The organism is Sulfobacillus thermosulfidooxidans, assembly GCF_001280565.1.
Taxonomy (GTDB): Bacteria; Bacillota; Sulfobacillia; order Sulfobacillales; family Sulfobacillaceae; genus Sulfobacillus; species Sulfobacillus thermosulfidooxidans_A.
The window spans coordinates 699,445-725,374 of record NZ_LGRO01000001.1; the positions used below are offsets into that span (position 1 = coordinate 699,445).

24 protein-coding genes and 7 tRNA genes are annotated in these 25,930 nt (G+C 45.9%); 22 read left to right on the forward strand and 9 right to left on the reverse strand.

Annotated features, from left to right (window positions below):
* Positions 1-5: 5 nt before the first annotated feature.
* Positions 6-902, reverse strand: a complete 897-nt coding sequence (locus tag AOA63_RS03725; protein ID WP_053958467.1) for a ketopantoate reductase family protein — start codon at positions 900-902, stop codon at positions 6-8.
* Complete coding sequence (panB, locus tag AOA63_RS03730; protein WP_053958468.1) at positions 899-1,729, reverse strand: 3-methyl-2-oxobutanoate hydroxymethyltransferase; 831 nt, start codon at positions 1,727-1,729, stop codon at positions 899-901. Before panB ends, AOA63_RS03725 begins: the two co-directional genes overlap by 4 nt.
* A gap of 158 nt (positions 1,730-1,887) precedes the next feature.
* Here panB and AOA63_RS03735 point away from each other — a divergent pair, with 158 nt between their 5' ends.
* The 21 genes from AOA63_RS03735 (at position 1,888) to AOA63_RS03830 (ending at position 16,847) form a co-directional block, all read left to right on the forward strand.
* A complete protein-coding gene (locus AOA63_RS03735) occupies positions 1,888-3,027 on the forward strand; it encodes an acyl-CoA dehydrogenase family protein (protein WP_053960600.1) in 1,140 nt (379 codons plus the stop codon).
* Positions 3,027-3,725, forward strand: coding sequence for a hypothetical protein (locus AOA63_RS03740; RefSeq protein ID WP_053958469.1), 699 nt, complete (start codon positions 3,027-3,029; stop codon positions 3,723-3,725). Before AOA63_RS03735 ends, AOA63_RS03740 begins: the two co-directional genes overlap by 1 nt.
* A complete protein-coding gene (locus AOA63_RS03745) occupies positions 3,722-3,943 on the forward strand; it encodes an acetyl-CoA carboxylase biotin carboxyl carrier protein subunit (protein ID WP_053958470.1) in 222 nt (73 codons plus the stop codon). Before AOA63_RS03740 ends, AOA63_RS03745 begins: the two co-directional genes overlap by 4 nt.
* A gap of 139 nt (positions 3,944-4,082) precedes the next feature.
* Positions 4,083-5,603, forward strand: a complete 1,521-nt coding sequence (locus AOA63_RS03750; RefSeq protein ID WP_053958471.1) for an acyl-CoA carboxylase subunit beta — start codon at positions 4,083-4,085, stop codon at positions 5,601-5,603.
* An 18-nt stretch (positions 5,604-5,621) separates the two neighbouring features.
* Positions 5,622-6,554: a hydroxymethylglutaryl-CoA lyase gene (locus tag AOA63_RS03755; protein ID WP_053958472.1), complete on the forward strand. Its 933-nt coding sequence runs from the start codon at positions 5,622-5,624 to the stop codon at positions 6,552-6,554.
* Positions 6,555-6,604: 50 nt separating this feature from the next.
* Positions 6,605-7,387: an enoyl-CoA hydratase/isomerase family protein gene (locus tag AOA63_RS03760; RefSeq protein WP_053958473.1), complete on the forward strand. Its 783-nt coding sequence runs from the start codon at positions 6,605-6,607 to the stop codon at positions 7,385-7,387.
* A gap of 126 nt (positions 7,388-7,513) precedes the next feature.
* A complete protein-coding gene (locus AOA63_RS03765) occupies positions 7,514-8,605 on the forward strand; it encodes a hypothetical protein (RefSeq protein ID WP_053958474.1) in 1,092 nt (363 codons plus the stop codon).
* A gap of 111 nt (positions 8,606-8,716) precedes the next feature.
* Positions 8,717-8,983 (forward strand): DUF6504 family protein, encoded by a 267-nt coding sequence (locus AOA63_RS03770; RefSeq protein ID WP_053958475.1) that lies wholly within the window; start codon positions 8,717-8,719, stop codon positions 8,981-8,983.
* An 18-nt stretch (positions 8,984-9,001) separates the two neighbouring features.
* The gene (locus tag AOA63_RS19675) at positions 9,002-9,160 is read left to right on the forward strand and encodes a hypothetical protein (RefSeq protein WP_171822604.1); all 159 of its coding nucleotides are present in this window, start codon (positions 9,002-9,004) and stop codon (positions 9,158-9,160) included.
* A 43-nt stretch (positions 9,161-9,203) separates the two neighbouring features.
* Positions 9,204-12,269, forward strand: coding sequence for a DNA polymerase III subunit alpha (locus tag AOA63_RS03775; RefSeq protein ID WP_053958476.1), 3,066 nt, complete (start codon positions 9,204-9,206; stop codon positions 12,267-12,269).
* A gap of 38 nt (positions 12,270-12,307) precedes the next feature.
* A complete protein-coding gene (locus tag AOA63_RS03780; RefSeq protein ID WP_053958477.1) occupies positions 12,308-12,850 on the forward strand; it encodes a flavin reductase in 543 nt (180 codons plus the stop codon).
* Positions 12,851-12,946: 96 nt separating this feature from the next.
* Positions 12,947-14,077, forward strand: coding sequence for a GAF domain-containing protein (locus AOA63_RS03785; protein WP_053958478.1), 1,131 nt, complete (start codon positions 12,947-12,949; stop codon positions 14,075-14,077).
* A complete protein-coding gene (locus tag AOA63_RS03790) occupies positions 14,068-14,919 on the forward strand; it encodes a sensor domain-containing diguanylate cyclase (RefSeq protein WP_053958479.1) in 852 nt (283 codons plus the stop codon). Before AOA63_RS03785 ends, AOA63_RS03790 begins: the two co-directional genes overlap by 10 nt.
* A gap of 137 nt (positions 14,920-15,056) precedes the next feature.
* Positions 15,057-15,132 (forward strand) — tRNA-Ala (locus tag AOA63_RS03795).
* 2 nt (positions 15,133-15,134) lie between these two features.
* Positions 15,135-15,210: transfer RNA gene (locus AOA63_RS03800), tRNA-Glu, on the forward strand.
* Between the two features lie 4 nt (positions 15,211-15,214).
* A tRNA-Lys gene (locus AOA63_RS03805) sits at positions 15,215-15,291 on the forward strand.
* 5 nt (positions 15,292-15,296) lie between these two features.
* A tRNA-Trp gene (locus AOA63_RS03810) sits at positions 15,297-15,373 on the forward strand.
* Between the two features lie 5 nt (positions 15,374-15,378).
* Positions 15,379-15,452: transfer RNA gene (locus AOA63_RS03815), tRNA-Gly, on the forward strand.
* A gap of 5 nt (positions 15,453-15,457) precedes the next feature.
* Positions 15,458-15,533, forward strand: a tRNA-Ala gene (locus tag AOA63_RS03820).
* A gap of 15 nt (positions 15,534-15,548) precedes the next feature.
* Positions 15,549-15,624: transfer RNA gene (locus AOA63_RS03825), tRNA-Gln, on the forward strand.
* A gap of 638 nt (positions 15,625-16,262) precedes the next feature.
* Positions 16,263-16,847, forward strand: a complete 585-nt coding sequence (locus AOA63_RS03830; RefSeq protein WP_139061494.1) for a hypothetical protein — start codon at positions 16,263-16,265, stop codon at positions 16,845-16,847.
* Positions 16,848-16,851: 4 nt separating this feature from the next.
* On the opposite strand, the gene AOA63_RS03835 is transcribed toward AOA63_RS03830, so the two are convergent.
* The 7 genes from AOA63_RS03835 to AOA63_RS03865 all read right to left on the reverse strand — a co-directional run bounded on the left by AOA63_RS03835 (position 16,852) and on the right by AOA63_RS03865 (position 24,449).
* Complete coding sequence (locus tag AOA63_RS03835; RefSeq protein WP_053958481.1) at positions 16,852-17,235, reverse strand: hypothetical protein; 384 nt, start codon at positions 17,233-17,235, stop codon at positions 16,852-16,854.
* A gap of 26 nt (positions 17,236-17,261) precedes the next feature.
* Positions 17,262-18,128 (reverse strand): 1,4-dihydroxy-2-naphthoate octaprenyltransferase, encoded by an 867-nt coding sequence (gene menA / locus AOA63_RS03840; RefSeq protein WP_053958482.1) that lies wholly within the window; start codon positions 18,126-18,128, stop codon positions 17,262-17,264.
* A gap of 43 nt (positions 18,129-18,171) precedes the next feature.
* Positions 18,172-19,638, reverse strand: a complete 1,467-nt coding sequence (menE, locus tag AOA63_RS03845) for an o-succinylbenzoate--CoA ligase (protein WP_082343729.1) — start codon at positions 19,636-19,638, stop codon at positions 18,172-18,174.
* Positions 19,639-19,641: 3 nt separating this feature from the next.
* Positions 19,642-20,460: a 1,4-dihydroxy-2-naphthoyl-CoA synthase gene (gene menB, locus AOA63_RS03850; protein ID WP_053958484.1), complete on the reverse strand. Its 819-nt coding sequence runs from the start codon at positions 20,458-20,460 to the stop codon at positions 19,642-19,644.
* A 5-nt stretch (positions 20,461-20,465) separates the two neighbouring features.
* The gene (gene menH / locus AOA63_RS03855) at positions 20,466-21,311 is read right to left on the reverse strand and encodes a 2-succinyl-6-hydroxy-2,4-cyclohexadiene-1-carboxylate synthase (RefSeq protein ID WP_053958485.1); all 846 of its coding nucleotides are present in this window, start codon (positions 21,309-21,311) and stop codon (positions 20,466-20,468) included.
* Between the two features lie 82 nt (positions 21,312-21,393).
* Complete coding sequence (gene menD / locus AOA63_RS03860; RefSeq protein ID WP_053958486.1) at positions 21,394-23,091, reverse strand: 2-succinyl-5-enolpyruvyl-6-hydroxy-3-cyclohexene-1-carboxylic-acid synthase; 1,698 nt, start codon at positions 23,089-23,091, stop codon at positions 21,394-21,396.
* Positions 23,091-24,449: an isochorismate synthase gene (locus AOA63_RS03865; protein WP_053958487.1), complete on the reverse strand. Its 1,359-nt coding sequence runs from the start codon at positions 24,447-24,449 to the stop codon at positions 23,091-23,093. The genes menD and AOA63_RS03865 overlap by 1 nt, the downstream gene beginning before the upstream one ends.
* Positions 24,450-24,531: 82 nt before the next feature.
* On the opposite strand from AOA63_RS03865, the gene AOA63_RS03870 reads away from it, so the two are divergent.
* Positions 24,532-25,371 carry a phosphotransferase family protein gene (locus tag AOA63_RS03870; RefSeq protein WP_053958488.1) on the forward strand — a complete coding sequence of 280 codons (840 nt, stop codon included), beginning with the start codon at positions 24,532-24,534 and terminating at the stop codon, positions 25,369-25,371.
* Positions 25,372-25,930: the final 559 nt, after the last annotated feature.

Here is a 25,930-nt window from a genome sequence, read left to right on the forward strand (position 1 = left end):
TTGTGTCATTTTTGTTGACTTAACGTGTGAATTAAATGAACAAGCGCTTGATGGGTTGAGACATCGATGGCATGATCATGGCCCATCCGCACAATATAGCCATTAATGGCATCGATTTCGGTGACTTTATGCTGTTCGATGTCTTGCAACATCGAAGACTTATTAGTGGCAGTAGCTTGACAAAGTTGCAATAGACGGGAAGACAAGTCATCATCAATAGACAATCCTATAGCTTGGGCGACATGGGTTGCTTCGTGGATTAGTGCGGTAGACAAGGACCATAAGGGAAGCTGGGGCAGGTCACCATTGGTGACATTGGCCAAAGCCGTAAGAGGATTGATGACACTATTGGCAATGAGTTTAATCCATCGCTCCCGTAATACTGCCTGAGATGAAAAGAATTTCCAAGAAGATGTGAGATTCAGGCGTTGTAATTGTTTTTGCCACAACGGTAGCAAAGGATGAGGCAACAAAGGCAGGATCGTTTGACCAACGGCACTGACGCGGGCAGCAGGAAGCTGTGCTTGATTATCCCAATACGCGGTCACTGCATCGGTGGTAACGCCAACCATCAATTGCTCTGGTGCGAGGGGAGGGATTAGAGCCTCTTCTTGACCCATGCCATTCATGAGTGAGATGACTAGTAATTCTTGGCGAGCGTCTCGCAAAAATTGTTTTACAAGAGGCATCGCGGGCCATTTTACCGCTAAAATGATCACGTCGAATAAGGAGACGTGGGCATCATGCCACGACAAAAATCGAGGCGTCATCCGGGTTATTTGGTCGCCTTGTTTGAGAAGAAAAGGGCCGCCGTGACGGCCCACCATAACAGGATCTAAAATATCAAAGACTTTGGCGTAATAGCGAGCCATAGCTCCCGTGCCAATAATAGCTAATCTCATCGTCCATATTCCTCAACAAACTTGTCCCATTCGCTATCTGGTATATGATAGGTTTCGCTGTCGCTGGGAAAAGATTTCTCCATTACGGCTTGGCGGTAATTTTGTAATCCCTGGATCATCGCGTCGCGAACATGAGCAAAGGGTCTTGCAAATTTGGGCAGACTAGGACTCAATCCAAGACAGTCATGAAAAACCAGGACTTGTCCATCAACCTGTGAACCCGCGCCAATGCCAATAGTAGGCGCCTCAATGTGTTGCGTTACAAACGCTGCCACGCGGTCAGGAATTCCTTCCAAAACGATAGCGCTGACGCCATGGTCACTGAGTTCTTTGGCATCGCGAAGAAGACGTTCAATGCTCGCAGACGTCTTAGCTTGGACTTTATAGCCGCCCATAGTATGAATACTCTGGGGTGTTAATCCTAAGTGGCCAATGACCGGGATTTTTTCCCGGATGAGGGCATCAACCACATCAATAATTTCATGACCGCCTTCTAATTTCACGCCATTTGCCAAAGTTTCTTGCATAATGCGTCCCGCATTTCTCAATGCTGTTGGAACGTCGGGATAGGTTAAAAACGGGAAATCGACAATCATCATGGTGTTTGGGGCGCCGCGCCGAACCATGGTCGCGTGATGGATCATATCATTAAGGGTTACTGGGATTGTGGAATCATAGCCCATTGTTGTCATACCTAAAGAATCGCCTACGAGAATGACATCAACTCGAGCTTCTTCGGCGACTTGCGCTTGTACGACATCATAAGCTGTAATCCACACTGAAGGTCTTTGTCCTTTGAGGGCGCGTAATTCGGGTGCAGTCAGCATACCATTCCTCCGTTTACAAATTTGCTATGTTAAAAAGCTAACCTGTGACTATGTACGTTTAGTATCTGACAATTTGTTAGATTGACTTCAATTATAGTCGTTCACAGGGAATTCGCGGTAGAATGAATTTGAAATTGACCTATAAAGGAGAAGTCCATGTGAATTGGGATTTAACAACGGATGAACAGATGATTCAGAATACTGTGAGAGAATTTGCCAATGAAAGGGTTCGCCCCGGAGCTGATGAACGGGATGAAACGGGAGAGTTTCCCTGGGATATCATGCAAGAAATGGGCAAGTTAGGGTTTTACGGCTTGCCATTTTCTGAAGAGTGGGGGGGTTCAGGCGCAAGTACTATTAGCTATGCGTTGGCAGTCGAAGAAATCGGTCGCGTGGATGCGTCTTTGGGACTCGGATTTGCGGCTCACGTGTCTTTGGGCTGTTCACCCATTGCATATTTTGGAACATCTCAACAAAAGGAAAAATATCTTGTGCCGGCCATTCAAGGGGAATTTTTGGCGGCTTTTGGTTTAACAGAGCCGGAGGCCGGTTCGGATGCGGGCGGTACCCAAACTTTTGCGAAGAAAGATGGAAATGTTTATCATATTTCCGGAACAAAAATTTTCATCACGAATGCGAAACACGCTGGCTATATCGTGGCCACAGCACGAACGGACCGGGAACAAAGACAAATCTCGGCTTTTATTATTCCTCAAGGAATTCCGGGGCTTAAGGTTACGGCAAACTATAAGAAAATGGGTATGCGCTCGAGTGAAACCTGCGAAGTATACATGGACAATGTCGAAATTCCTGAAGAAAATGTGTTGGGTGAAGTGGGTAAAGGTTTTCACCAATTTCTCGATATATTGGACGGGGGCCGCATTAGCATTGGCGCCTTGAGTGTCGGGGTGGCTCAAGCATGTTTAGATGCATCATTAAGTTACAGTCGTCAGCGCAAGCAATTTGGAAAAACTTTGGATCATTTCCAGGCGATTCAGTTTAAGCTGGCTGATATGGCCATGGAGGTAGAGCTAGCCCGGATGATGGTTCTCAAAGCGGCTTGGTTAAAAGATCAACATCGGCCTTATGCCAAAGAAGCCGCCATGGCCAAATTATTTGCTTCCGAAACGGCGATGCGGGCCGCTTTACAAGCGGTACAAATTCATGGTGGAGCAGGGTATATGCATGACTTCCCCGTAGAACGCTTTATGCGGGATGCTAAACTTCTGGAAATTGGAGAAGGGACATCCGAAATTCAGCGGATTGTGATTGCCCGCCAATTGGAGCTTAAAGGGTAATGCCAACAGAATCTTCACAAGGGTTGATAGCGCTTGAACAATGGATAGCTCAGTTAAGTGAGAACCGTCTTCGCTACTGGACACGGACAAGTCATTTTTCGTTTCTCCCCTCATGTTGGGGCGATATTTTAGCCGGATGGATAGGGGGAAGCACATTTTCCGTTGACCGTCCGGGTCCTTGCATGCCTCTCACGCCAGAATCTATTTATGGGCAAAGAGTTCCAACCCGTTTTCCTAATCCTTGGGCCTTGAGTGCCACTGCTTTTGGCCGCAGGTGGCTCTTTTCTCACCGGGCTGTGGAGGCGGCGATTGAAGCCTGGCAAGCATGGGATATCGCATACACGGTAGGAGGGCCATATTTTGTCCGTTGGATGAACCACGTGCCTTATCGGCACAAAGGCAACCAGGTATTTGTTTATCGCTCCTCTCCAATACCGGGATTTTGGGCTTATCAGAGCGGACCAAGGATTTTATTGTGGCATGCGTTAATTTTAGGCCCCGTGGGCCTATGGGACCAAGAAATCATTCAACCATCGCCAGGCTTGGCCCTAAGATGCGATGACCAAAATATGTGGTATTGGCGTGGGGAAGCTGTAACAGATGGAATATGGTCGGATAGGGGATTTCAGCCCATTACTGCGCTTCATGGGTGGTTTTCAGAAAAATATATCGGAAATAAAGGGGAATTGAACAGATGACAAAGATTGTGGCAAGTTTAGCTGGAACCGTTTTCAAAATTCTCGTTGCACCAGGAGACATGATTACACCGGGACAGGAAGTGGTCCGTCTTGAATCAATGAAAATGGAAATCCCCATTGAAGCGGAAATAGGTGGACGCGTAAAAGACGTGGTTGTTCACGAGGGCGATTTTGTTAATGAAAGTGATCCCTTGATTATTTTAGAAGATGAGATGTGATCTCAAGAACCGGGACTATTCTTTTAACCCCTAAGGTTCTTAAGCCCTGCATCATTAAAAAGAGTCAAGACCTTGATGTGGTTGTCCTGCCTTTAGGATGACAATGCAGAAGGTCATTGCGTGAAAGGCGGAAGATATTGTGACAGCTGATGAATTGGCGCAAGCACGGCAAAAAGCGTTAGCCGGAGGACCTCCTAAATATCATGAACGACTCAGTGCCGCTCATAAATTATCCGTGCGCCAACGGCTCGATCTGTTGCTCGATCCCGGCTACGTAGAAGACGGATTGTTTGCCAATGCGCTAGCGGATGACGACCTAGCGGCCGATGGTGTGGTAACCGTGATGGGGACTATTGAAGGCCGCCCTGTTGTGGTAATGGCGAATGATCCCACGGTGAAGGCGGGCTCATGGGGAGCGAGAACCGTTGAAAAAATCCTCCGTATTCAAGAAAAAGCCATGGATATGAATTGTCCGATTTTTTATCTTGTAGATTCGGCAGGCGCCCGGATTACCGATCAAGTGGAAATGTTTCCGGGGCGGCGAGGAGCGGGACGAATCTTTTATAATCAGGTTAAATTGTCTGGACGAGTTCCCCAGATTTGCTTGCTATTTGGCCCTTCGGCCGCAGGAGGAGCGTATATTCCCGCATTCACTGATGTCGTCATTATGGTGGATAAAAATGCTTCGATGTATCTGGGATCGCCGCGCATGGCTGAAATGGTTATAGGAGAAAAAGTCAGCCTGGAAGAAATGGGTGGCGCTCGTATGCACTGTTCGGTGAGCGGAAATGGCGATTTATTGGCGGCGGATGAAGAGCAGGCCATCTTATGGGGCAAGCAATATTTATCGTATTTTCCGAATCATTATACGGAAAAACCTCCCATTCGTTCGCCGAAAGATCCCGTGCCCACAAATTGGGATCAGGTGATTCCAACGAATCAAAATGTTCCATTTGATATGCACCAAGTCATTTGGGGCTTGGTAGACGAAGGCAGTTGGTTTCCCATTAAACCCCTCTTTGCTCCCGAAATTATTGTAGGATTCGCCCGCCTTCATGGAGAACCGATTGCCATTGTGGCTAACCAGTCCAAGGTCAAAGGCGGAGTATTATTTGTGGATTCCGCCGATAAAGCCGCGCGGTTTATCAATTTAGCCGATGCCTTTAATATTCCACTGCTGTTTTTGGCGGATGTACCGGGATTTATGATTGGAACCAAGGTTGAGCGACAAGGGATTATTCGTCACGGTGCAAAATTTATTGCCGCCGTGTCTGAGGCTACTGTGCCTAAGATTAGCGTGATTGTTCGTAAGGCTTATGGAGCGGGACTATACGCCATGGCTGGCCCCGCTTTTGGCGCCGATGCGGTCTTAGCCTTACCGACAGCTCAAATTGCTGTGATGGGGCCGGAAGCTGCTGTGAATGCAGTTTACTACAATAAAATTCAGGAGCTAGAAGGTGAAGAACGCCAAGCGTTTATTCGGGCTCAACAAGAGGCCTATCGTCAGGACATTGACATCTTGCGATTGGCATCGGAATTGATTGTGGATGATGTCATTGATCCACATAATCTTCGAGACGAACTTATCCGGCGATTTCATTTATATCAAAATAAGTCCCGGGACTTTAGCATGCGTCGGCATCCGGTAAATCCCGTTTAAGAAAAGAGGTGCAAACAGATGGCATGGCAATGGAAAGAACCGGAGTTTGTATGGTTTCGGGATGTATCGCCTCGAGATGGGCTTCAAGCAGAACACGTTATTTTAAATACGGAAGATAAAGTCCGGTTGGTCAATCAATTAGCGCAAGCGGGTGTACCCCGGATCGAAGTTACATCATTTGTTAGTCCGAAGTGGCTTCCACAAATGGCTGATGCGGAACAGGTCATGACATCTATCGAACGCAAACCAGGAGTTGTTTATTCCGTGTTAGTTCCTAATCCCAAAGGAGCAGAACGGGCTATTGCGACGAAACCTGATGAAATGACTGTTTTTGTATCGGCGAGCGAAACCCATAATCAAAAAAATGTGCATCGCTCAATTCATGAATCTCTTAAGGGCTTTCATGATATTTGTGCCATGGCTCGACCTTACGGAATTACGGTGTCTGCGGTTATTGTCACGGCTTTTGGTTGTCCATATGAGGGTATTGTCCCGTTGTCTTCGGTATTAGAATTGGCAGAACGTTTACAAGACCTCGGTATTGCAGAAATCGCTTTAGGAGATACCGTAGGGGTAGCCAATCCCAAACAAGTGGCGCAAATAGTGCAAGCATTTCAGCAGAAATTGCCTGGAATTCAATTGGCTTTGCATTTTCATGATACACGAGGAACGGCCCTGGCCAATTTATTGGCAGCAATCGGCAGTGGGGCATCACGATTTGAAACGGCGTTGGGAGGCATCGGTGGTTCCCCGTTTTCGCCCGGAGCGGGAGGAAATTTATCCACGGAAGATAGCGTTTATTGTCTGACAGAAATGGGTATTTCCACAGGAATTGATTTACCGCAATTACTGTCCACGACGCAGTTTTTGGTGGAAAAGTTAGGGCATGATGTGCCGTCTAAAGTTTTTCATGCTGGCGGCAAAATGGTACCGGTGAATGCGAAAAATTAGTTGTTGTGAGTTTTCTTAAAGCTATTTGATGAAGAAGGGATGATACCGGGATGAACATCCAAATTGAGCGGAAATCCATTGCTAAAATCATTTTAAATCGCCCGGAAGTCCGTAATGCCTTGAACCGCGAAACGATTCAAGACCTGATTCACGCATTTTCGTCATTGGGGCAAGACCCGGAAGTTCGTGTCATTATTCTCAGTGCGCAAGGAGAAAAAGCCTTTTGTGCTGGAGCTGATTTGAATGAAGTGGCCACACTCAAAACCGTAGAGGCAGTTCGTCATTATTTTTCTTTAATGGCCACGTTAATCGAAACCATTCACCAGGTGCCTGTGCCGGTTATTGCTGCTACATTTGGTTATACATTAGCTGGCGGCATGGGACTAGCAGCAGCGGCAGATTTTGTCATTGCGGCTGAAGATGGGTATTTTGGTTTGCCGGAAGTGAAAATTGGCTTGTTTCCCATGGTTGTTATGGCCCCAATATCCCGGCTGATTGGGCCCAGGAGAACGTTAGAACTGGCTCTGACAGGACGTTTGGTGAGGACAGACGAAATGAATCAATGGGGATTTTGCAATGCGGTAGTTCCTTTTGGCGAAGTACAGCGTCAGGCCATGGAGATGGCCGAGATGATTAGTCTAGGTAGCCCGTTGATTACACGAATGGGCAAAGAAGCATGGAGCCAAGCTCAGGATCTGGAATATCATAAAGCCGTTGAATATCTTAAAAATATGGTATCACTCGTTGCCATGTCTGAAGATTCCCGTGAGGGGATTACAGCCTTTCAAGAAAAACGTCCTCCCCAATGGTCATCTACACAGTCTTCCCGGTGATGCTGCTATTTTTCGAGGGTCTGGAACTTTGACGAAAAGTTCCAGACCCTTTTTGATTGATAAACCCCGATGGGGTGGGTATAATAAAAGCAGAAAAGCGAACAAATGTTCCATGGAGAGATCAAGATGATTATTTATTGGTATTTAGGACATATTGTCCGGTCTGGCCATATCCTTCAAGAACCTTATATTGTCGTCCGTGATCATGTTGTATTTGATGTCGATAGACAAGGATGGGATCTGGGAATTCAACCCAACATGCCGGTTGAAGAAATTAAATGGCATTATCCTCAAGCTAAATGGATCCCTTGGCGCCCTGAAGATTATCAACAGACTTATAATTACCTATCATCTTGGCTGGAACAACACACGATTTCTTACCGACTGGAAGATGTCCGAGAAGGTTATTGGCAACAACCGGAAATCCGTTATGATGAATGGCGTCAATTAATTAAAGAGTTAGTACCACGGTGGGCCTTACGTATTCGAATGGGAATATCTATTCACCCGTTGCTTTCGCGGTGGATTTCCTTATTTGGGGAAAAATATCCGCAGTGGGTGGAACGATGGCAAGAGGATGCACAAATTGCCTATGTTCTTCCATTACAGAATACTGAGAAAATGTGGGAAGAAATACCTTTAAAATGGTTTCCTCTTCTGCCTATGCGAACAATCCAGGAATGGAAACGACGTGGATGGGACAAAGTCGGAGATGTTCCCCATGCCCATCAGCTTTTGCAAGAGCAGAAGAACTCGTTCTCATTGGCTTTTTATAAATCTCGGGAACCTATTCGTGTCACAATGGGTTTTGAAGAACCTCTTCAGCAGGGATTTCTAGAATTAATTCGCGACTTGGCATCGAAAGTGGGAGAGATTCTTCAAAAAAATCATCAAGGCAGCCGGTATTTTCGTATTATCTGGCAAGGTGATCAAGGGATCGAAGTTCGAGAACGTAAATGGCCTTTGCCTACTCAAAATATTCAGCAAGTCGTGACGCGTTTTTTGTCTCTCGTTTTGCGTCTTCCTTCCGTTTATCTGGAACGTGTGACGTTGGAAGCCCATCATCCCGAGGCTTTAGATTCGGACCAGTTAATGTGGTGGGGCTCTATTCCGACACACCATATAGAAATGATACCTGGCTTATCGCCTATTTCCCGACGTGATCAATTACTGCAATATTGGGATCCCTGGCGCCGTACTGTCGTCGGGAAGAACTAAAAACTCAATCGGCTAAATTAGACCTGGTTCTGGATCATTCAAGCTAAGAAAGACGAGGCTTTACCACCGATAGTTGCCGATAGTTTAAGAAGGAATTTACGAGGTTTTGTTATGAATGGAACTTATTCGGGATTAGAAGATCAACCAAAATCTCTGGTTAAAGTCGAACTAAAAGATCGTGTGCCTTACCGGTTCTGGTGGCACGGTCAATTTCATAAAATTATTCGCATTATTGATTATTGGCGAGATGTTTCGGAGTGGTGGCGTGGAGAACCTGAACTTTGGTTTTGGAGAGTGTTGACGGAGAATCAAGGAGTTTATGAATTAGTCTGTTACCCTCAAAGTAATCAATGGTGGATTTATCGTGTTTACGATTAGAAAGGCGGTGTAACTCTTATGGGGAAGGTTATTGTCTTTCCAACAGCCACGACGCATTCAGCTCCTATTCGTATCGGTCATCATGTTTTTCGTATTCGAAAAAATTCTCCTTTGGATCATCTTTACACTCGTGCGTTGCCCCTCATTAAAAAACTGCAGGCAATGGCTCTTCAATAAAGTCAATAAGCATAATACCTAGGATCAAGAGGACTTGACCATCATGACATTGACGCGTCCGGGAGCACACTTGCATGTACATTCGGCCTTTTCATTTCTCGAAGGGGCATCATTACCGCGTGATTTGATTAGGCAAGCGGCCGCAGAAAATATTACGACTATTGCTCTAACAGATACGCACCGCATATCCGGCATTGTGACATTTTTAAACGAAGCGAAACAGTTCGGAATTCGAGCTATAGTCGGCGCAGAAGTTGAGGTAGAGAACCTGGGACGTCTCGTTTTGCTTGTGCCAAACACAGAGGGCTATTCCGCTTTAGTGTCGTTATTATCAGAGGCTCATCTTACATCGCCCCGCTTGAATCCTCGTGTCAGCTGGGACATGTTGGAGCATTATGGGGCAGGGCTTGTGGCTTTAACGGGAGATCGCCGAGGAATTTTGGGACAGGCATGGTTTAAACAACAGAAGGCGCAAATGCCTGCGATTCTTGAACGATTGGCAGCGATTTTTGGAAAATCTAATCTATTTATTGAAATGGCTGCTAATTATCTTCCTGGTGACGGTGCTTTTTTTCATGCGTTAACGGATTTGTCTGCCTGGAAAAAAATCCCGACTATAGCAACTTCTGCTGCTCACTATGCGGAGAAAAAAGATTTTGGGACTTTTGATTTATTGACATGTATCCGACTTGGGCAAAAGATTGAAGAGATTGATCCATCACGATATTTAAATGCCGAAAATTATATTAAGCCATGGTCGGCAATAGAAACGGCATTAAGTCGTTGGCCCCAAGCCTTATCTAATACGTTACAATTAGCGGAACGCTTAGAAACACCCAATATTTTAAACCAGCGTTATGCCCCTCATTTTGCCTTGCCCTCAAATGTGAGTGCTCAGGAATATCTTAGGACATTAGTCAAAAAAGGTGCCCAATGGCGATATAAGGATCGCCTTACGAAAGTATGGCCACGTATTGAACACGAACTAAAAATTATTGAGGCCTCAGGGTTTACCGAATATTTTCTTGTGGTCTGGGATGTTACGCGTTTTGCCAGAGAACATCACATTCGATTTGCGGGACGTGGATCGGCTGCTGATTCTGTCGTCGCGTATTGTTTAGGAATTACAGAGGTTGATGCATTTTCTCGCAATTTATTATTTGAACGATTTATGAGTCCGGAACGTCAAGAAATGCCAGATATTGATATAGATTTCGATGCGCGTTACCGGGATCAGGTGATTGCGTATGTTCACAGCCGATATGGAGAAGAACATGTGGCGCGGGTGGCCACGTATCAAACTTTTCGTCAACGTTCGGCTCTGCGTGAAGTGGGAAAAGTCTTAGGATTTCCCACTGAAGAGTTAGACCGCGTGGCGAAATCACTTCCCGAAGGCTCTCTATCCCATATTATTGCTCATTGGAATGAGATTCCTGAGCTGAGACAATATCCAGAACACTCTAAACTCCAAACTCTCTTGCAATGGGCAGCAAAAATTGAAGGGTTACCTCGTCATATTGGAACGCATTTAGGAGGTGTTGTGATTAGTGATCGGCCGTTATCCGCCATTAGCCCGCGCGAAATCTCGCAAAAAGGTGTACAAATTATTCAATTTGATAAACGTGATGTGGAGACATTAGGACTGCTGAAATTAGATTTATTGGGATTGAGAACTTTTACGGCTATTGATATTGCAACACAAACTATCTTGCAAGATACACCGGATTTTTCTTATGATGCGATTCCATTACATGACGTAAAGACCTATGAACAATTGCAACAAGGAGAGGGAATTGGGGTTTTTCAACTTGAAAGTCCAGCTCAACGGTCATTAGCTCTCAGATTGCAGCCTGATCGTTGGGAGGATATTGTCGCGAGTCTTGCATTAATTCGGCCGGGACCTATTAAGGGGAATATGGTGGATCCCTTTATTGCCCGAAGACAAGGGCGAGAACCTGTAACCTATTTGCATCCAGCATTGGAACCGATTTTGTCTAAAACGTATGGTGTTGTGCTTTTTCAAGAACAAGTGATTGCCATTGCGAGCACTTTAGCCGGATTTACTCCCGGAGAAGCCGATGCCTTAAGACGGGTGATGACTCATGCCCGGTCGGTTGAAGATATGCAAGAACTCGGACAAAAATTCAAAGCAAAAGCCCAACAACGAGGTGTGCCAATAAATGTTGCTGAGGCGGTGTTTCAACAAATTGTGGGATATGCCAGTTATGGATTTAATGAAGCACATGCCACAGCTTTTGCGGAAACGGCGTACCGTACGGCTTATCTTTTAAGGCATTATCCTACAGAGTATTTTATGGGATTACTTAATGCGGAGCCACTCGGTTATTATCCTATTGATGTGCTTTTGGTAGAAGCTAGGCGTCGTGGCATTGAAATTTATCCTATTGATATTAATCAGAGTGATGTCGGCGTCACAAAAGTGGGAGAAAAGGCTTTGCGAATCGGGCTTGGGTTTATTAAGCATATAGGATTGAATTTAGCTAAGCGAATTGTCAGTAACCGGCCAAAAGAAGGATTTCATTCACCACGACAATTGCTTGATATGGGATTAACGGTGGCTCAAGCGACAATAACCATTCATATTGGCGCGTGGGATAGCCTCAATGTTCCCCGGGATGTTTTAATAGAGGATTTATTGTTACCGCAGGGTCTCTATTTAAGGGCACGTCATGTCAAACCGGTTCACCCGCCTTCTTTGACCACACAAAATGCATGGGACTATCAATATTGCGGGTTTGGACAACATCAGCAATGGATGGCACCGTGGCGCAAATATCTTCGCCGTCAAGGATTTCTGTCGACGTCAGATATACGCCAGATGAAAACTGGACGTTTTGCTCGTTGTGTAGGATTATTAATTCGCCCTCATCGTCCGCCAACACGGAGTGGGAAGACTGTCGTATTTTTTTCTGTTCTAGATGAAACGGGAGTTTTGGAAGCGCGGTTATCCCCTCAAGGTTATCAACAGTTTGGTCATTTGCTATTTGGTCCAACTACATCGGTTATTATGGTGGGAGGACGCGTTGAAAGTCGTGGGATGGATGTGCGAACTATCACACCGTGGGCTTATCAAGATATTCCCCAATGATATAAGAACGAGTTCTAAAACATAGGAAGGAGATGTGAATGGATACAGGCGCGAAGTTTGACTGGACAGAACCGGTTTATGATTTTCGGCGTCGTGGAACGTTTATCATTTCCACATCGGATGGAGAAAAAAGTCATATGCATAATGGGTGCTGGATTAGCCCTATGTCGCATAAACCTCCGCGTATGGGTATTGCTATGGCCAAAGAAATGGAAGGAGCAGTAATTGTTCAACGCGGACGCCGCATAGGTCTGTCGTTAGTGGCCGCAGACCAAAAAGATTTGTTAATACGTTTTCTGCAAGGAGCCCAGACTCCGGAGAAACTAGGACTCAATGAGATTGTTTATGGCGAACATACGGGAGTGCCTCTATGGGCTAACGCTGTCGCACATTTTGAATGCTGGATTGATGACTGGATTGATTTAGGAGATTTTTATTGGCTAATAGGCAATACGGTCACAGCTAAAATCATTCGGGAAGTCCCGGACTTGTTAGTGAATGATATTGGCGCTATCACCAAAGTCAAAATGCCATTTCGAGGTTATGCAGATGTGAGAATATTGCCTGAGCGCCCAAATTAAGTAACAGTTGGCATAAAATTCTTCACAATTTAAAAGGATTTTTTTAATCAGATCGCGAACAGTACAGGATAAATTGGACTGTACTGGGAGATAACGATGCGCGAAGGTTCAATATGGCAACGTTTTGATACCGATGACGTGATATGGGCGTCTCGTTCGTTAGAATGGACGTTAGCAGCAATATTTGCTGTGACCATGCCATTTAGATGGATTGTTTGGATTATCGTGGGATTATATTGGGCAACGTCTTTAATTGTGCGACAAGGCCGTCACAACAAGAATATGCTTAGCCGATTTAATATGGTGATGATTCCCATCGATGTTGTTCTTATATCGGTGGGAATTCACGTTACCGGCGGATTTGCTAGTCAAGGGTTTTTGTTATATACCCTTGATTTATTATTCTTGGCGGTTTATTCTTCTATTCTTTGGGCCACATGGGGAACTCTCGGCATCTTAATTGCCTATGCGTTAGCGTCTCATGGTTGGGACAATTGGCAATTTTGGTGGCGGGAATTAATCCTTGGCTTTTTAGGCATCACGGCTACTGCCTTAGGCTTGTCACTGCGGCAAACACTACGTGCACTGTATAACAGTAGTTTGCCCATGGAACAAATTCAAGCCTTAAAAAGTTTGCAGGAGTCGGTCGTTAAACTGTCAAGCTTACCAGCCGTGGTACAGACGATTTTACAAACAGGACTCCAACTCCTCGATACCGAAGCGGGTTATGCAGCCAAATGGACCGCATCAGGAAAACTCAAATTGATTGCCCAAATCGGATTAAATACCGAAGGGGAATGGGATCCCCGCGAAAGCTATGAACTGTCCGCGTTAACATCTTTAGAGATTACGTATTTTAAAAATTTATCCAGCCACGAGGCGGTCAAGGTGGGACATGGTCTGTTAGCCCGTGGCTATCGGGAATTAGCTTTGATTCCTTTAAAGGACGGCGATCAAATTATTGGAGTTTTAGCTTTTGCTGGTATACGAAAAAAGAATCCTTTAATTGATCATCGCGTTATTCTTGAAGGACTTGCGGATATGGTCGTGAATCAAATTCGTTTTGAAAGCGCGCAAGCCAATTCTCTCAAACGGGGGAGACTACTGGCAGTTTTGGAGCGTGTCGGGCGGATTGTTAACCGCAACTTAGAAATGGGGACACTCTTGCGCTCCTTGCATCAAGCCGTGGCTGACGAACTTGAAACCGATTCTTTTTTGTGGCTTTAACGATACCCAATGATCCCGGCCATATTCTGATGCAATATTTATTTGATGAGGGGAAAGAATATCCTCCAGAAGTTCTCGCGATTGGCCCTGGAACACCGACGGAACAGGTCTTATTACGGAATGAACCCTTATTACTGCGAGATAATATGGGAGCCTCGCAACTGACGGGATCGTTCCGCGTTCCCAAAAGTGCGATTTTTTCGCCGTTAATGTATGAAGGGCGGATAATCGGAGCCATGTCGGTGCAATCATATCGCATCGATTATGATGACGACCATATGGAGTTTGTGTCGTCTGTAGCCTCGCAAGCCGCTATAGCTATTCAAAATGCCCAATTGTACCAAAAAACCGAGTCGATTGCTTTAACCGACTATCTCACTAATCTCGGTAATTCTCGTCATTTTTCCCTCGTTTTGCGTTCCGCAGTCGACTACGCAGTAGCAACAAATACGTCGTTGTCTCTTCTTCTGATCGACTCAGATAGCCTAAAACAAATTAACGATCGATATGGACATGTTGCTGGTGACACGCATCTCCAAATGTTGGCGAACGTTATTCGCCGAAGTATTCGTGATCGGGACACGGCCTGCCGTTATGCAGGCGATGAGTTTGTGATTATTTTACCGGAAACGGCCTTGGACGAAGCGGTTCGCGTGGGCGAACGTATTCGTCGCGAAATGGATGGAAAGTTTGCCTGGAAAGATTCTATGATTGGCGCAACAATAAGTGTTGGGGCGGCGGAATTCCGTCCGCCGATGACCGCAGAGGAATTATTTGCTGCAGCGGACCGCGCAATGTATGCAGCAAAACGTCAAGGAAAAAATCGCGTAGCCGCTGGTTGAATGTTGACCATAGACCATGGGGATGATAAAATTGCTTTTGTTGCGACGCCAACAAACGAGCCGAAAGAAAAGTCTTGACCGAAGACCATGAGGTCTTTATAATAAGAAAGCGCGGTTCGCAGTGGACAGTGGCAAATGGGGATGTAGCTCAGTTGGGAGAGCGCTTGAATGGCATTCAAGAGGTCAGGGGTTCGATTCCCCTCATCTCCACCAAAGACCCCATGGTCTAGAGGCCTAGGACATCACCCTTTCAAGGTGGTAACGCGGGTTCGAATCCCGCTGGGGTCACCAAATTGGGCCATTAGCTCAGCTGGTTAGAGCATCCGCCTTTTAAGCGGAGTGTCGAAGGTTCGAATCCTTCATGGCCCACCAAAATTAGGCCAGTAGCTCGAATTGGTAGAGCAGCGGACTCCAAATCCGCGGGTTGGGGGTTCGAGTCCCTCCTGGCCTGCCAGATATGCGGGTGTAGCTCAATGGTAGAGCCTCAGCCTTCCAAGCTGATTACGTGGGTTCGATTCCCATCACCCGCTCCAGTGTCGGGGCTTTAGCTCAGCTGGGAGAGCGCCTGCTTTGCACGCAGGAGGTCAGCGGTTCGATCCCGCTAAGCTCCACCATTATTCAATTCATATTGGGGAGTCGCCAAGTTGGTAAGGCACGGGACTTTGGATCCCGCATTCGCAGGTTCGAGTCCTGCCTCCCCAGCCATTTTATGACACCGCAAGCGATTGCGGGTTTTTTTATTTGCCTCCGAAAAAAGCCTGACCGCGTAGAGGCTTTGGTGAGTAGGCTAGGCCGCATCAAACTCCTTAAGGATCCATTTAATTTGACTACGTACTGTGCAGCACGGTGTCTATGGAAGAGTCCATCGATTCAACAAACTATCTCACACGCGTCATTGGTCCAGGAGACGCAAGAAACCAAATCATGGGAAGCGTTGCATGGTCTATTGTCATGTTATAATTTTTATGACATAGTCGTTACGAATGATCGGCTCAATCGATGAAGAGTACTAGACGTGGTTATTGGGTCTAATCCCAAAATTTTGGGAAGTTTTTTCACATGATAGAGTTTACGTAACGTGAGAAACGGCATTTTGAAGATGATTAGTCCATTACTATGATAATGGACTAATTTCTATGAAGTAGCTGGAGTTTTATGAGCGGTTGAGGCGGGACAAATTATCGTGTGATATGAAAAGACTTGTCGTTCGCCTTTTACAACGCACAATTTTGGTACAGGATGAAAGGAGGAGCGGGATTCCAAGATGACATTTGATGAGTATGTCATCTTGTGTTGACCTTCAAAGCGAAGGGATTCCGCGAAATTTTGTGAATACACAAAGCATGGGTTTTATCATCGGGGTCGCTGCACTGCTTACGGTGGGCGGGCTATTTATTCCGCAAACAACGTCACTGGGTCAAAATATTACAGAAGCCCATGTCACGGGATGGCAAGGGGAATACGAAAGTGATATTCACGCGTTTAAACTTCGTGTGGAGGCAGGGACACCACAAACGACGGTCGTTATCAATATGAAACCCTTGCCGATGAAAGACTTTTCGATTCATAAGGGAATGGATTGGTTTACGCCTGTGGACGCGATTGCGCCCATGCGGGCGGCCTTAGCGGTTGACCCTCATCTGGTCGATCAAGCCCTAGGAACTCGCAACAATGTGTTTACACCATTGACGCCCTTTCCCGGCAATCCGGTATCTTACAGCGCGGGAATGTTGAAACAACTGGCAAAAGATCATATAAATCCGGATGAATTTGGAGGACCCAACATTCCTCCAGGCTCGGTTCCAATATCGCATTTGCCGGGCGGTGTGCTGCAGATTGATACACTAGCCAATGCAAACACCTTAAAGCAGTGTGAGCCCGGAGAAATGCCCCCCGAGCTCACTCATCTCATCCATCAATATGGTTAACGCCTTATGAGGTCTTCTTGGCCAGAGACGAACCCATTTCGGCAAGACCCATCGCGACAATCATAATCACTAAATGGGCAATTCCCAGCGCATTACTCTTTATGGAGAAAAAGAGACCAATAAACCCTCCGATGACAATGAGAATAGCGGCAGCCCACATGGCGCCGCTTCCGCGTTGTTTGGCCCGGCTCAAAGAAATAGCTAAAAACCACATGACAATTGCCACAATAATCCCGGCAGCGATGTGGACGTCTAGCGTAGTTGCCGTAAACTGAAAAATGTTGAATAAACTGCCCAGACCAAGTAGAAAGGCAATGAGAAAGGCGATGCGCATAATCATCACATTGAGTTTTAAACTGGCCAGTTGAGACGAATTGTTGTTTGCCATTTATCTGCTCCTTTGTTTTCCTTTGTTCACCACAATATCCCAATGGTTAATAAAATGCCAATAAGCACATGAATGCGCCCTATTAATGGGACGGCTTTCGGTAAGACTTCCGGCTTGTGCAATGCGGTGAGACTTTTTACCACGATAGGAAGAGCCAACCAGACTAAAAGCGCACTGATGGGCAATGAACCAAAGAAAACCATCACCGTAATCCATCCTAAGATGATGGCAATCATGATGTTGAGCGCGAAGTAACCTCCTTGTTGACCAAGAACAATGGGAAGGGTTCTTCGTCCATGATTCCGGTCCTTAGCATAATCACGCAAATTGTTAGCGAGAAGAATAGTGGCGACGGAGATGCCCACGGGAATCGATAATAAAACGCCTTGACGGGTCATAATATCTGCAGCTGCATATTGCGTCGAGAGTACTTCAATCGGCCCCATAATAATCGTGACCAATACCTCTCCAAAAGGTGTCGACGAAATAGGATGGGATGTGCCTGTGTATAAAAATCCGGCAATGATTCCCATTAAACCCATCGCCAACAATATGGGACCTCTAAAGGCGACAAGAATAAGGCCAAGGATCAAGGCGATACCATAAATGATTAATGCTGAATACCACACGGTTTCAGGGCGGACTTCTCCGGTGACGATAATTCCACCGATGCCAAGTGACTCGTGATCATCTAAGCCTCGTTTATAATCGAAATACTCATTTAGCATATTGGCGCCAATTTGCATAATCAGCGCGATGAGAAAAATATCAAGCCATGCCCACAAAACAAAATGGTGAGATTTGAGAGCCAAAGCTCCCCCAACCAACAACGGAACAACCGTTGCCATCAGCGTCGGCGGGCGACTAACTTTGAGAAACTGCTGCCATGTCATGGCTAATACCCTCGCTTAATTCGATATTAATCGATATTAAATATCATAATATTTCATGAAACGCCCCGCTTTGCCACATTTGACGGAGTTCTATGCGTCGTAATTTGCCGCTTGCGGTTCGTGGTAGCGTTTTAGCATGATAATATTTAACAGGCCGCTTGATAGACGATAATTGTGAATGAGCCCACGTTTTACATTCTGCTAACGTGATAGGGGCCGTTGTCACTAACATGATCAGGGGGACCTGTCCCCATTCCGCGTCCTCCATGGCTAATACGCCCGCATCTAAGACTTTCGGGTGAGCTAGAAAAGCCCTTTCAATTTCGGTGGGCGAAATATTTTCTCCCCCGCGAATAATGAGATCTTTTTGTCGGTCTATGACGTGAATATATCCATTTTCATCGAGAAATCCAACATCACCGGTTTTCAGCCAATCTTGCCAAAATGTTCCCTTCGTTTGAGCCGGATCACGCCAATAGCCCTGAAACACCGTCGGACCTTTGACGACAATCTCCCCGGTTTGATGAGGCTCATGGGTTACGTGATTATCGAATAATATGGCCACGTCGGTTGGGTAAATGGCATGGCCTGCATTTTTGTGAATGCGCGATTCATGAACGAGTTGGGTGGCGATTTGAGAACTCGTTTCTGTTAATCCATACGTTTGCACAACCGGCAACTGGCGGGTCAGAGCCTCATCAATGAGGCTCGGAGCAGGTGGTGCCCCCCCGAGCAAGATTAATCGTAAACTAGGAGGGAAAGATTGGTTGACCGACAAGAGTCGGTAAAGCATAGTGGGAACTAAAGACATTAAGGATATTGGATAACGACTCATCATTTCAAAGACCTCGTCGGTATCAAAACGAGGAAGCAGAACGATACCAGTTCCGGTGATTACACTGCGAAAAACGATGGACAGACCGCCTATATGATATAAAGGCATCACATGTAACCAGAGGTCCGAAGCTAAAGTGCCATTATGTATGGCACTAAAGCTGGCACTATAAAAAATGTTGCCATACGATAATAAAGCGCCTTTGGGCTTCCCTGTGGTTCCAGATGTGTACATTAAACATTGCACTTGGTCCAGATTGATGGGAGAGGATTCGGCCAATGGTTCATCGTCTAGATGATCCCATAATTCTTCAGGCGTAATGGTGTGAGAAAATGATGGCGCCATCGCGGATGAGCCAATCACGATTTGCGGTTCGGCATCGTTCAACAATATCTCTAGATCGGTCGGCATCAGACGGGGATTGAGCGGAACCAATACGGCATGCAGCCTTGTTAATGCGTGAATCACAGCCACAATGGGCATTGAGGACTCTGCCAAGATAGCTACTCGCGCGCCTTCGGCGAGACCTAAATGCGAGAGCCTGGTAGTCAATCGGCGAACAAGTTGATCCAATTGTACGAATGTCCAGTGCTCCTGACCATTGGTTAAGGCCAAACGGTCAGGAGTGAGCTGGGCGCGCATTGATAGCCAATCAGGAATGAGGTTCATTACCATGGGTTAGGGTAAACGCGGAAATTTAGAAAAATCGGGTTTCCGTTTTTCTAAAAACGCGTTTTTCCCTTCTTTAGCCTCCTCGGTCATATAGTAAAGCATGGTAGCATTACCCGCTAATTCTTGTAAACCAGCTAATCCGTCTGTGTCGGCATTAAAGGCTGACTTGAGGAACCGGATAGCAATCGGGCTCTTTTCTAAGATTTCCTTGGCCCATTGTACCGTTTCTTCTTCAACGCGTTCCAACGGGACGACCGTATTTACGAGCCCCATATCTAACGCCTCTTGTGCGGAATATTGCCGGCATAAGTACCAGATCTCGCGGGCCTTTTTGTGGCCAACAATCCGAGCCAGCAAAGTGGCCCCATAGCCTGCATCAAAACTCCCCACTTTGGGACCTGTTTGTCCAAAAACCGCATTATCGGCTGCAATCGTTAAGTCGCAGACAATATGAAGAACATGTCCACCGCCTATAGCATAACCCTTAACCATCGCGATAACAGGTTTAGGCAAAGCCCGAATTTGTTTTTGCAAATCGAGTACGTTAAGCCGGGCGACGCCTTCATCATCCACATATCCACCTTCACCGCGAATGCGCTGGTCTCCTCCTGAACAAAATGCCTTGTCCCCTTGCCCAGTAAGAATGGCCACACCGATGTTGGGGTCATCACGGACAATATTAAAGGCATCGGATAGTTGAAAAAGAGTCTGAGGACGAAACGCATTACGAACTTCTGGACGGTTAATGGTAATTTTGGCTATGCCTTCATATTCTTCTAATAAGACATCGGAATACTCTTTTTTTAGGGTCCACTGAATTGACATATTAATCACCTCGATAAAGTTGTTAAGTAAAAATGTTTAATTGCCGACAAAAAAGATTCGGGTTGTTCTAAGTGAACGGTGTGCCCAGCATGGGCGATATTCACCCATTGACTGTTTGGCATTGTATGATGAAGTTTTTGACCAATACTCTGGTATTTTTCATCCTTTTGGCCTGTCACAATGAGTGTGGGAGCTCGGTAATAGGGCAAAATCGGCCATAAGGATGCTTGATGGCCAGTCCCTGCGGCCCTTAGGCTTTGAGCCAACCCATAAGGATCCTGACCAAACCGAATTTCTTCTTGGTGGTCTAAGACCGCAATCGGTAATGTCTTTTGACTGGCAAATAAGGGAATGTGGCTCCAATAGGGTACAAACCAATCAAGGCCTCGGGTTTCAATGTATGAAGCCAATTGCTCATCTTGTTGTTTGCGAAGGATCCGCTCAGAAAGATTATCAATGCCAGCTGTAGCACTTTCTACGACAAGAAAATCGACCAGGTTTGGAGCGTATAGTGGGAGATGTAAGGCAAGTCGTCCTCCCATTGAATAACCTAACACACCCGCCTTGGTAATTCCTAATCGCTCCAAAATCTTTTGGAGATCGCCCGCTGTTATGTGAAGAGACATATCATGAGGATCTGAGGAATAGAAACTTTGGCCATGGCCGGGCAAATCGGGCATGACAACCCTGAACATCTGTGTTAGATCGGGGAGCAGATCATCCCAGGATGCATGACTTCCGGTAAAACCATGTAATAATAAGAGGACAGGTAAGGCCGGATTTCCTGCCATAGAAATATGGTAGACACGGTTATGATTTATCACTAGCGTTTGCGACGTTTGGTTTACCATTTTTCTAACCTTCTTCGGGATCTTTTGCTTCTCTTGCCTTTTTGCCAGCGTTTCTTATCTGAAGTTATCTGGAATATGGCTCTTAATCTTTCCAGAATTCATAATGCATGACCACATTCTCTGGCCGACCAGCGGTTTGCCATTCTAAAATGCGCAAACCCTTAAGGGATACTAATTCCGAGAAGGTCCTTTGAAGTTGATCACGGGTCTTGGCAAGACGGTAGTGAGCTCCATATAAAAGTGCTGCATGCTCGAATGTTAGACCATGGGGAGTGCCAAATAAAGTTTCAAATTCCTCATGATTGAGACGGCTTTGAGGAAGGAAAGAAAAAATCCCGCCTCCATCATTATTTATCACAATGATCAAGACGTCCAAATGATATTTTTTGGCTGCAAATAAGCCATTCATATCGTGATAAAATGCTAAATCTCCAGTTATCAAGACGGCTTGTGATTTTATGGCTGCAATCCCCATAGTGGTGGATATAATGCCATCAATGCCATTGGCTCCCCGATTTGCCCAGAATTGTATGGATTCATCAGGATTTTGGGTAAATGTATCAAGATCACGTACAGGCATACTATTACTGACAAAAACGTCTACCGGAGCCAGAGGAGTGAGCCACTGATTTAGATGATAGTACAGAAATGGCTCCGCACTTTCAGACAGGGTTCGCATTGTGTTTTCAATACGGGTCAACATCTCGTGATGTTTTTGCATCCAAAATGTGTACCAGCGTGAATCGGATGAGAGCGGTATCGATTCCAGTTGTCGATTAAGGGCCATAAGAACCTCGTTCAGATCGCCCTCAATAACTTGGCCGGGCTGTAATTGGGGTTCTCTGTAACTATTTTCGCCGTCCACAATAATTACGTGGCTGTTTTCGATATAGAGATTTAATGCCTTCGAGGTCATTGGTGCTCCTAATCGGATGACACAGTCAATAATTGGTAAGTCGGTGCGATTTCGCAAAAAAGCATCATAAGTGCCGATGATGTGTGGATCTAGGCCCCGGATATTGGATAATGGATCAGCAAAAATTGGCCACTTTAGCTTTTCAGACAATCGCAAGATCTGTTCCAAAGCAGGACGCATCAATCCAGCTCCCACCAAAATAAGTCCTTGGCGATAAGATACCAGAGACTGGACCACATCCTGAATGAAGACCGGATGAGGTGATCCAATACTGGGAATCACTCGCGGTGTCGGCATAATAGTGGATTGGCTAACGGTATTTTCAATCAGTAACGGTTCTCGAAACGGAAAGTTAAGATGAACGGGTCCGCGAGGCTGGGTTAAGGCATAATAGACAGCCCGTTCTGCCGTAATAGCTGCAAAACGGTCGAGGGCCGCGTCACCATTAGTAATGGGCATGTCTTGAAACCATTTCACATGGCTGCCATATAGGCGTACCTGGTCGATGGTTTGGCTAGCACCTGAATCACGTAGTTCAGGAGGACGATCGGCGGTTAATATGATTAGGGGAATATGTGACCAATAGGCCTCAACAACCGCTGGCATAAAATTGGCGGCTGCTGTTCCTGACGTGGACACTAGAACCACGGCTTTGCCACTGACTTTGGCCATGCCTAAAGCAAAAAAAGCCGCCGATCGTTCGTCCATTAAAACATAGGGAGTGATGTTCCCCTGTCGCTGAAGAGCCAAAGCTAGGGGTGTTGATCGAGAACCCGGGCAGATAACCGCGTCGGTAACTCCGCTAGCAAAAAGAGCATTGACAAAAGACGATAAATATTGGGTCACGTCATGAATTTGAGACATTAGTCGTTCACCCCTAAAGCGTTTAACATAGCTTGCAATTTCCATTCCGATTCAGCCAGTTCGCGTTCAGCAATCGAGTCTTGCATTATGCCACATCCCGCGTAACAATGCGCTGTGCGATCTCGAATTAAGGCGGAACGCAGAGCAACCCAAATGCTTCCATTTCCCTGCAAATCCATCAAGCCGACACCGCCGGCATACCAACCTCGGTTTAATCCTTCATATTTTTGCAGCCATTCGATAGCCGCTTCCCGTGGCTCACCGCCTACTGCTGGGGTAGGATGGAGAAGAGTCGCCAAGGATAATAGGCTGGCGTCTTCTCGCAATTGGCCCTCGATAGGGGTCCACAAATGGTGGACATTAGACAGCGTGAGAACTTGTGGTCGTTTTGGCATTGTTAAATCAGCATACGGGCTCAGGGTATCGGTAATGCGTGTGACAACTGTTGCGTGTTCCCGCTGATCTTTCTCACTGGATAACAATAAAGCGATTTGAGCCCGATCATCTTCGGTTGTTTTACCGCGCGGTACCGTACCCGCCAACGCCATAGTGCGCAGATGATGATTGTGCACAGCAATTAAACGTTCAGGAGTCGCCCCTAAAAACGTATGTCCTTGTGATTTTATGGCAAAAATTGTAGTGGAAGGGTTGTGATATTGTAATCGTTTTAGAATATTCCCCACATTGGGGGATGTGGCAAAAGTGGTGTCCACACGCCTAGCTAAAACTAATTTGGATAGATGGCCCGACTTTAAGGTCGTAATGGCATCCTCAACGCGTTTTATCCATTCTTGGGCTGAGGGATAAGACTGAGACCTGATTGGTTTAAGGGACTGCGTAGAAATTGGGTGCGTAACGCTGTCAAAAATTCTTGCATAATAATCAAGAATTTCGTTCAATGATTGATTGCGATCAATAAACAGCGTAAGCTGTGCAAAAACGCCATTTGCAGTTTTTTGGATAAAAAGAGCTGGCACTGTCCAATGAGAAAAGCTAAAGGCATCCCATAAGTCATCGTGAACCCGAGATGAACTAAAAGACCATCCTCCGGCTATGAGTGTGTTGGGCCGCAAGCCCATTTCGATGAGGCTCAATCTCTCACGATCAAATGACTGTAAAGCCGAAAGACTTGAAAAGTCCCATTGTTTGGCAATGCCGAGGCCCAGAAATTCGTCTCCATCATTGGTGCGGATATACCAACCATCCTTAACCGCATCCAAAGGAGTGGTTAGATCCGACCCAGGCCATTTGACATCGTATTGATAAAAACACGAAGGATAACCTGCATGACATTGTTCGTATCGTTCTGTCAGAACATGCTCAATATTTAATTCCGTACCAACTGAATGCGTGTTCATATTGTCATAATAGGACTGTATGGCCAAGAAATCAATGAATGCATATGATTCTGGAGAGAAAGATCTCGAGGGGGTTTTTGGCGTGGAGTCCAAAATATGGGGATTGCAAACGAAATTATTGGTGGAACAATATCTGACACAAATGTATCCACAAATCAGTGGTCAGATTACGTTATTCAGCGAAGGATGGGATTACAGAATTTACCTTACGTCCTCAGAGATGGTCATTAGAGTTCCCAAGAATCCGTGGTCCCAAACGCATTTACAGTATGAAATGGCAAAACTCCATACCCTATCACTTCCATTAGACATTCCTCATTACATCAAAACATCCGGGGCTTTAGGAGTTTATCCATTCATTTCAGGGAAGGATCTGCGGCGAACCAAACCCACGAATCAGGTAATTCAACAATTGGCACAGTTTTTGCGCACATTGCATCAGCATACATATCTGCCTCAAAAAATGGTTATCAATCATCATCGCCATCGATGGGCAAAGCGCTTTGACCTTTTATACCGGGATACCCAAGAAAAAATTTATCCTTTGCTCAGTATTAAAGAACAGCGGCGCACTAGCCATTATTTTGAACAATTTCTTTATGATATCTCCCAACTTTCATGGCCGGTATCCCTGATTCATGGAGATCTGACCCCAGAACATATCATTGCGGAGAATGGATTAATCAAAGGCATTATCGATTTTGGTGACATGACTGTGGGAGATCCTGCATACGATTTAGCAGGCATTCCTGCCCAGTGGGAAAAAGATGAATTGGCTGCTTATGCTCATCAAATCGATTCGGAAGGCCATAGATGGTTTTACCGACAAGTGAAGTTCTTACACACGATTTTACATGGTCTTGAGCATGGACACGTGCAAGACGTAGAACAAGCCATCGAAATGTTTCGGAAGAGTATTTGATAATGTACTATGTTTTGAATTGACATCATAACAATGATAGAGAAATAACAGTGCAAGGTTGACGAATTTAGTCGAAAAAAATTATGTAAAATTCGGCATTTAGCACTTGTTATTTTTATCACGAATGGTATAGTGCTTGTATAACATTTTTCGTCGGAGTGTACCTAGGGATCCGCCCATAGTAGTGGGAAGGACCAAGCGGTACAGGCTCCTTTTAGGAGCTACACCATGGGGATAAAAGACCCGTGGCAGGTTCGGCAGTAGTTGAACTTGCTCTGGGTCTTTTTGTGTTACCCAGAGAAAAGTTTCTGCTATGACGGGGAATTATAATCCGTTAACCACTGACAGCGAACCGAGGACGGTGGAAGCTCGGGCTTTGGCCGGATTATTGTCTCACCCCTGAGCATGCTTCCCGAGACCGGCACTGACCGGAGGTAGACGAAGCCGGATGAATTCCGTTATCAGTCGCACGAGTCCTCTTTGAACGAAGAGGAGAAGTAAGGGTGGTACCACGCAACCGCGTCCCTTTCAGCCGTCACGGCGAAAGGGATTTTTTATT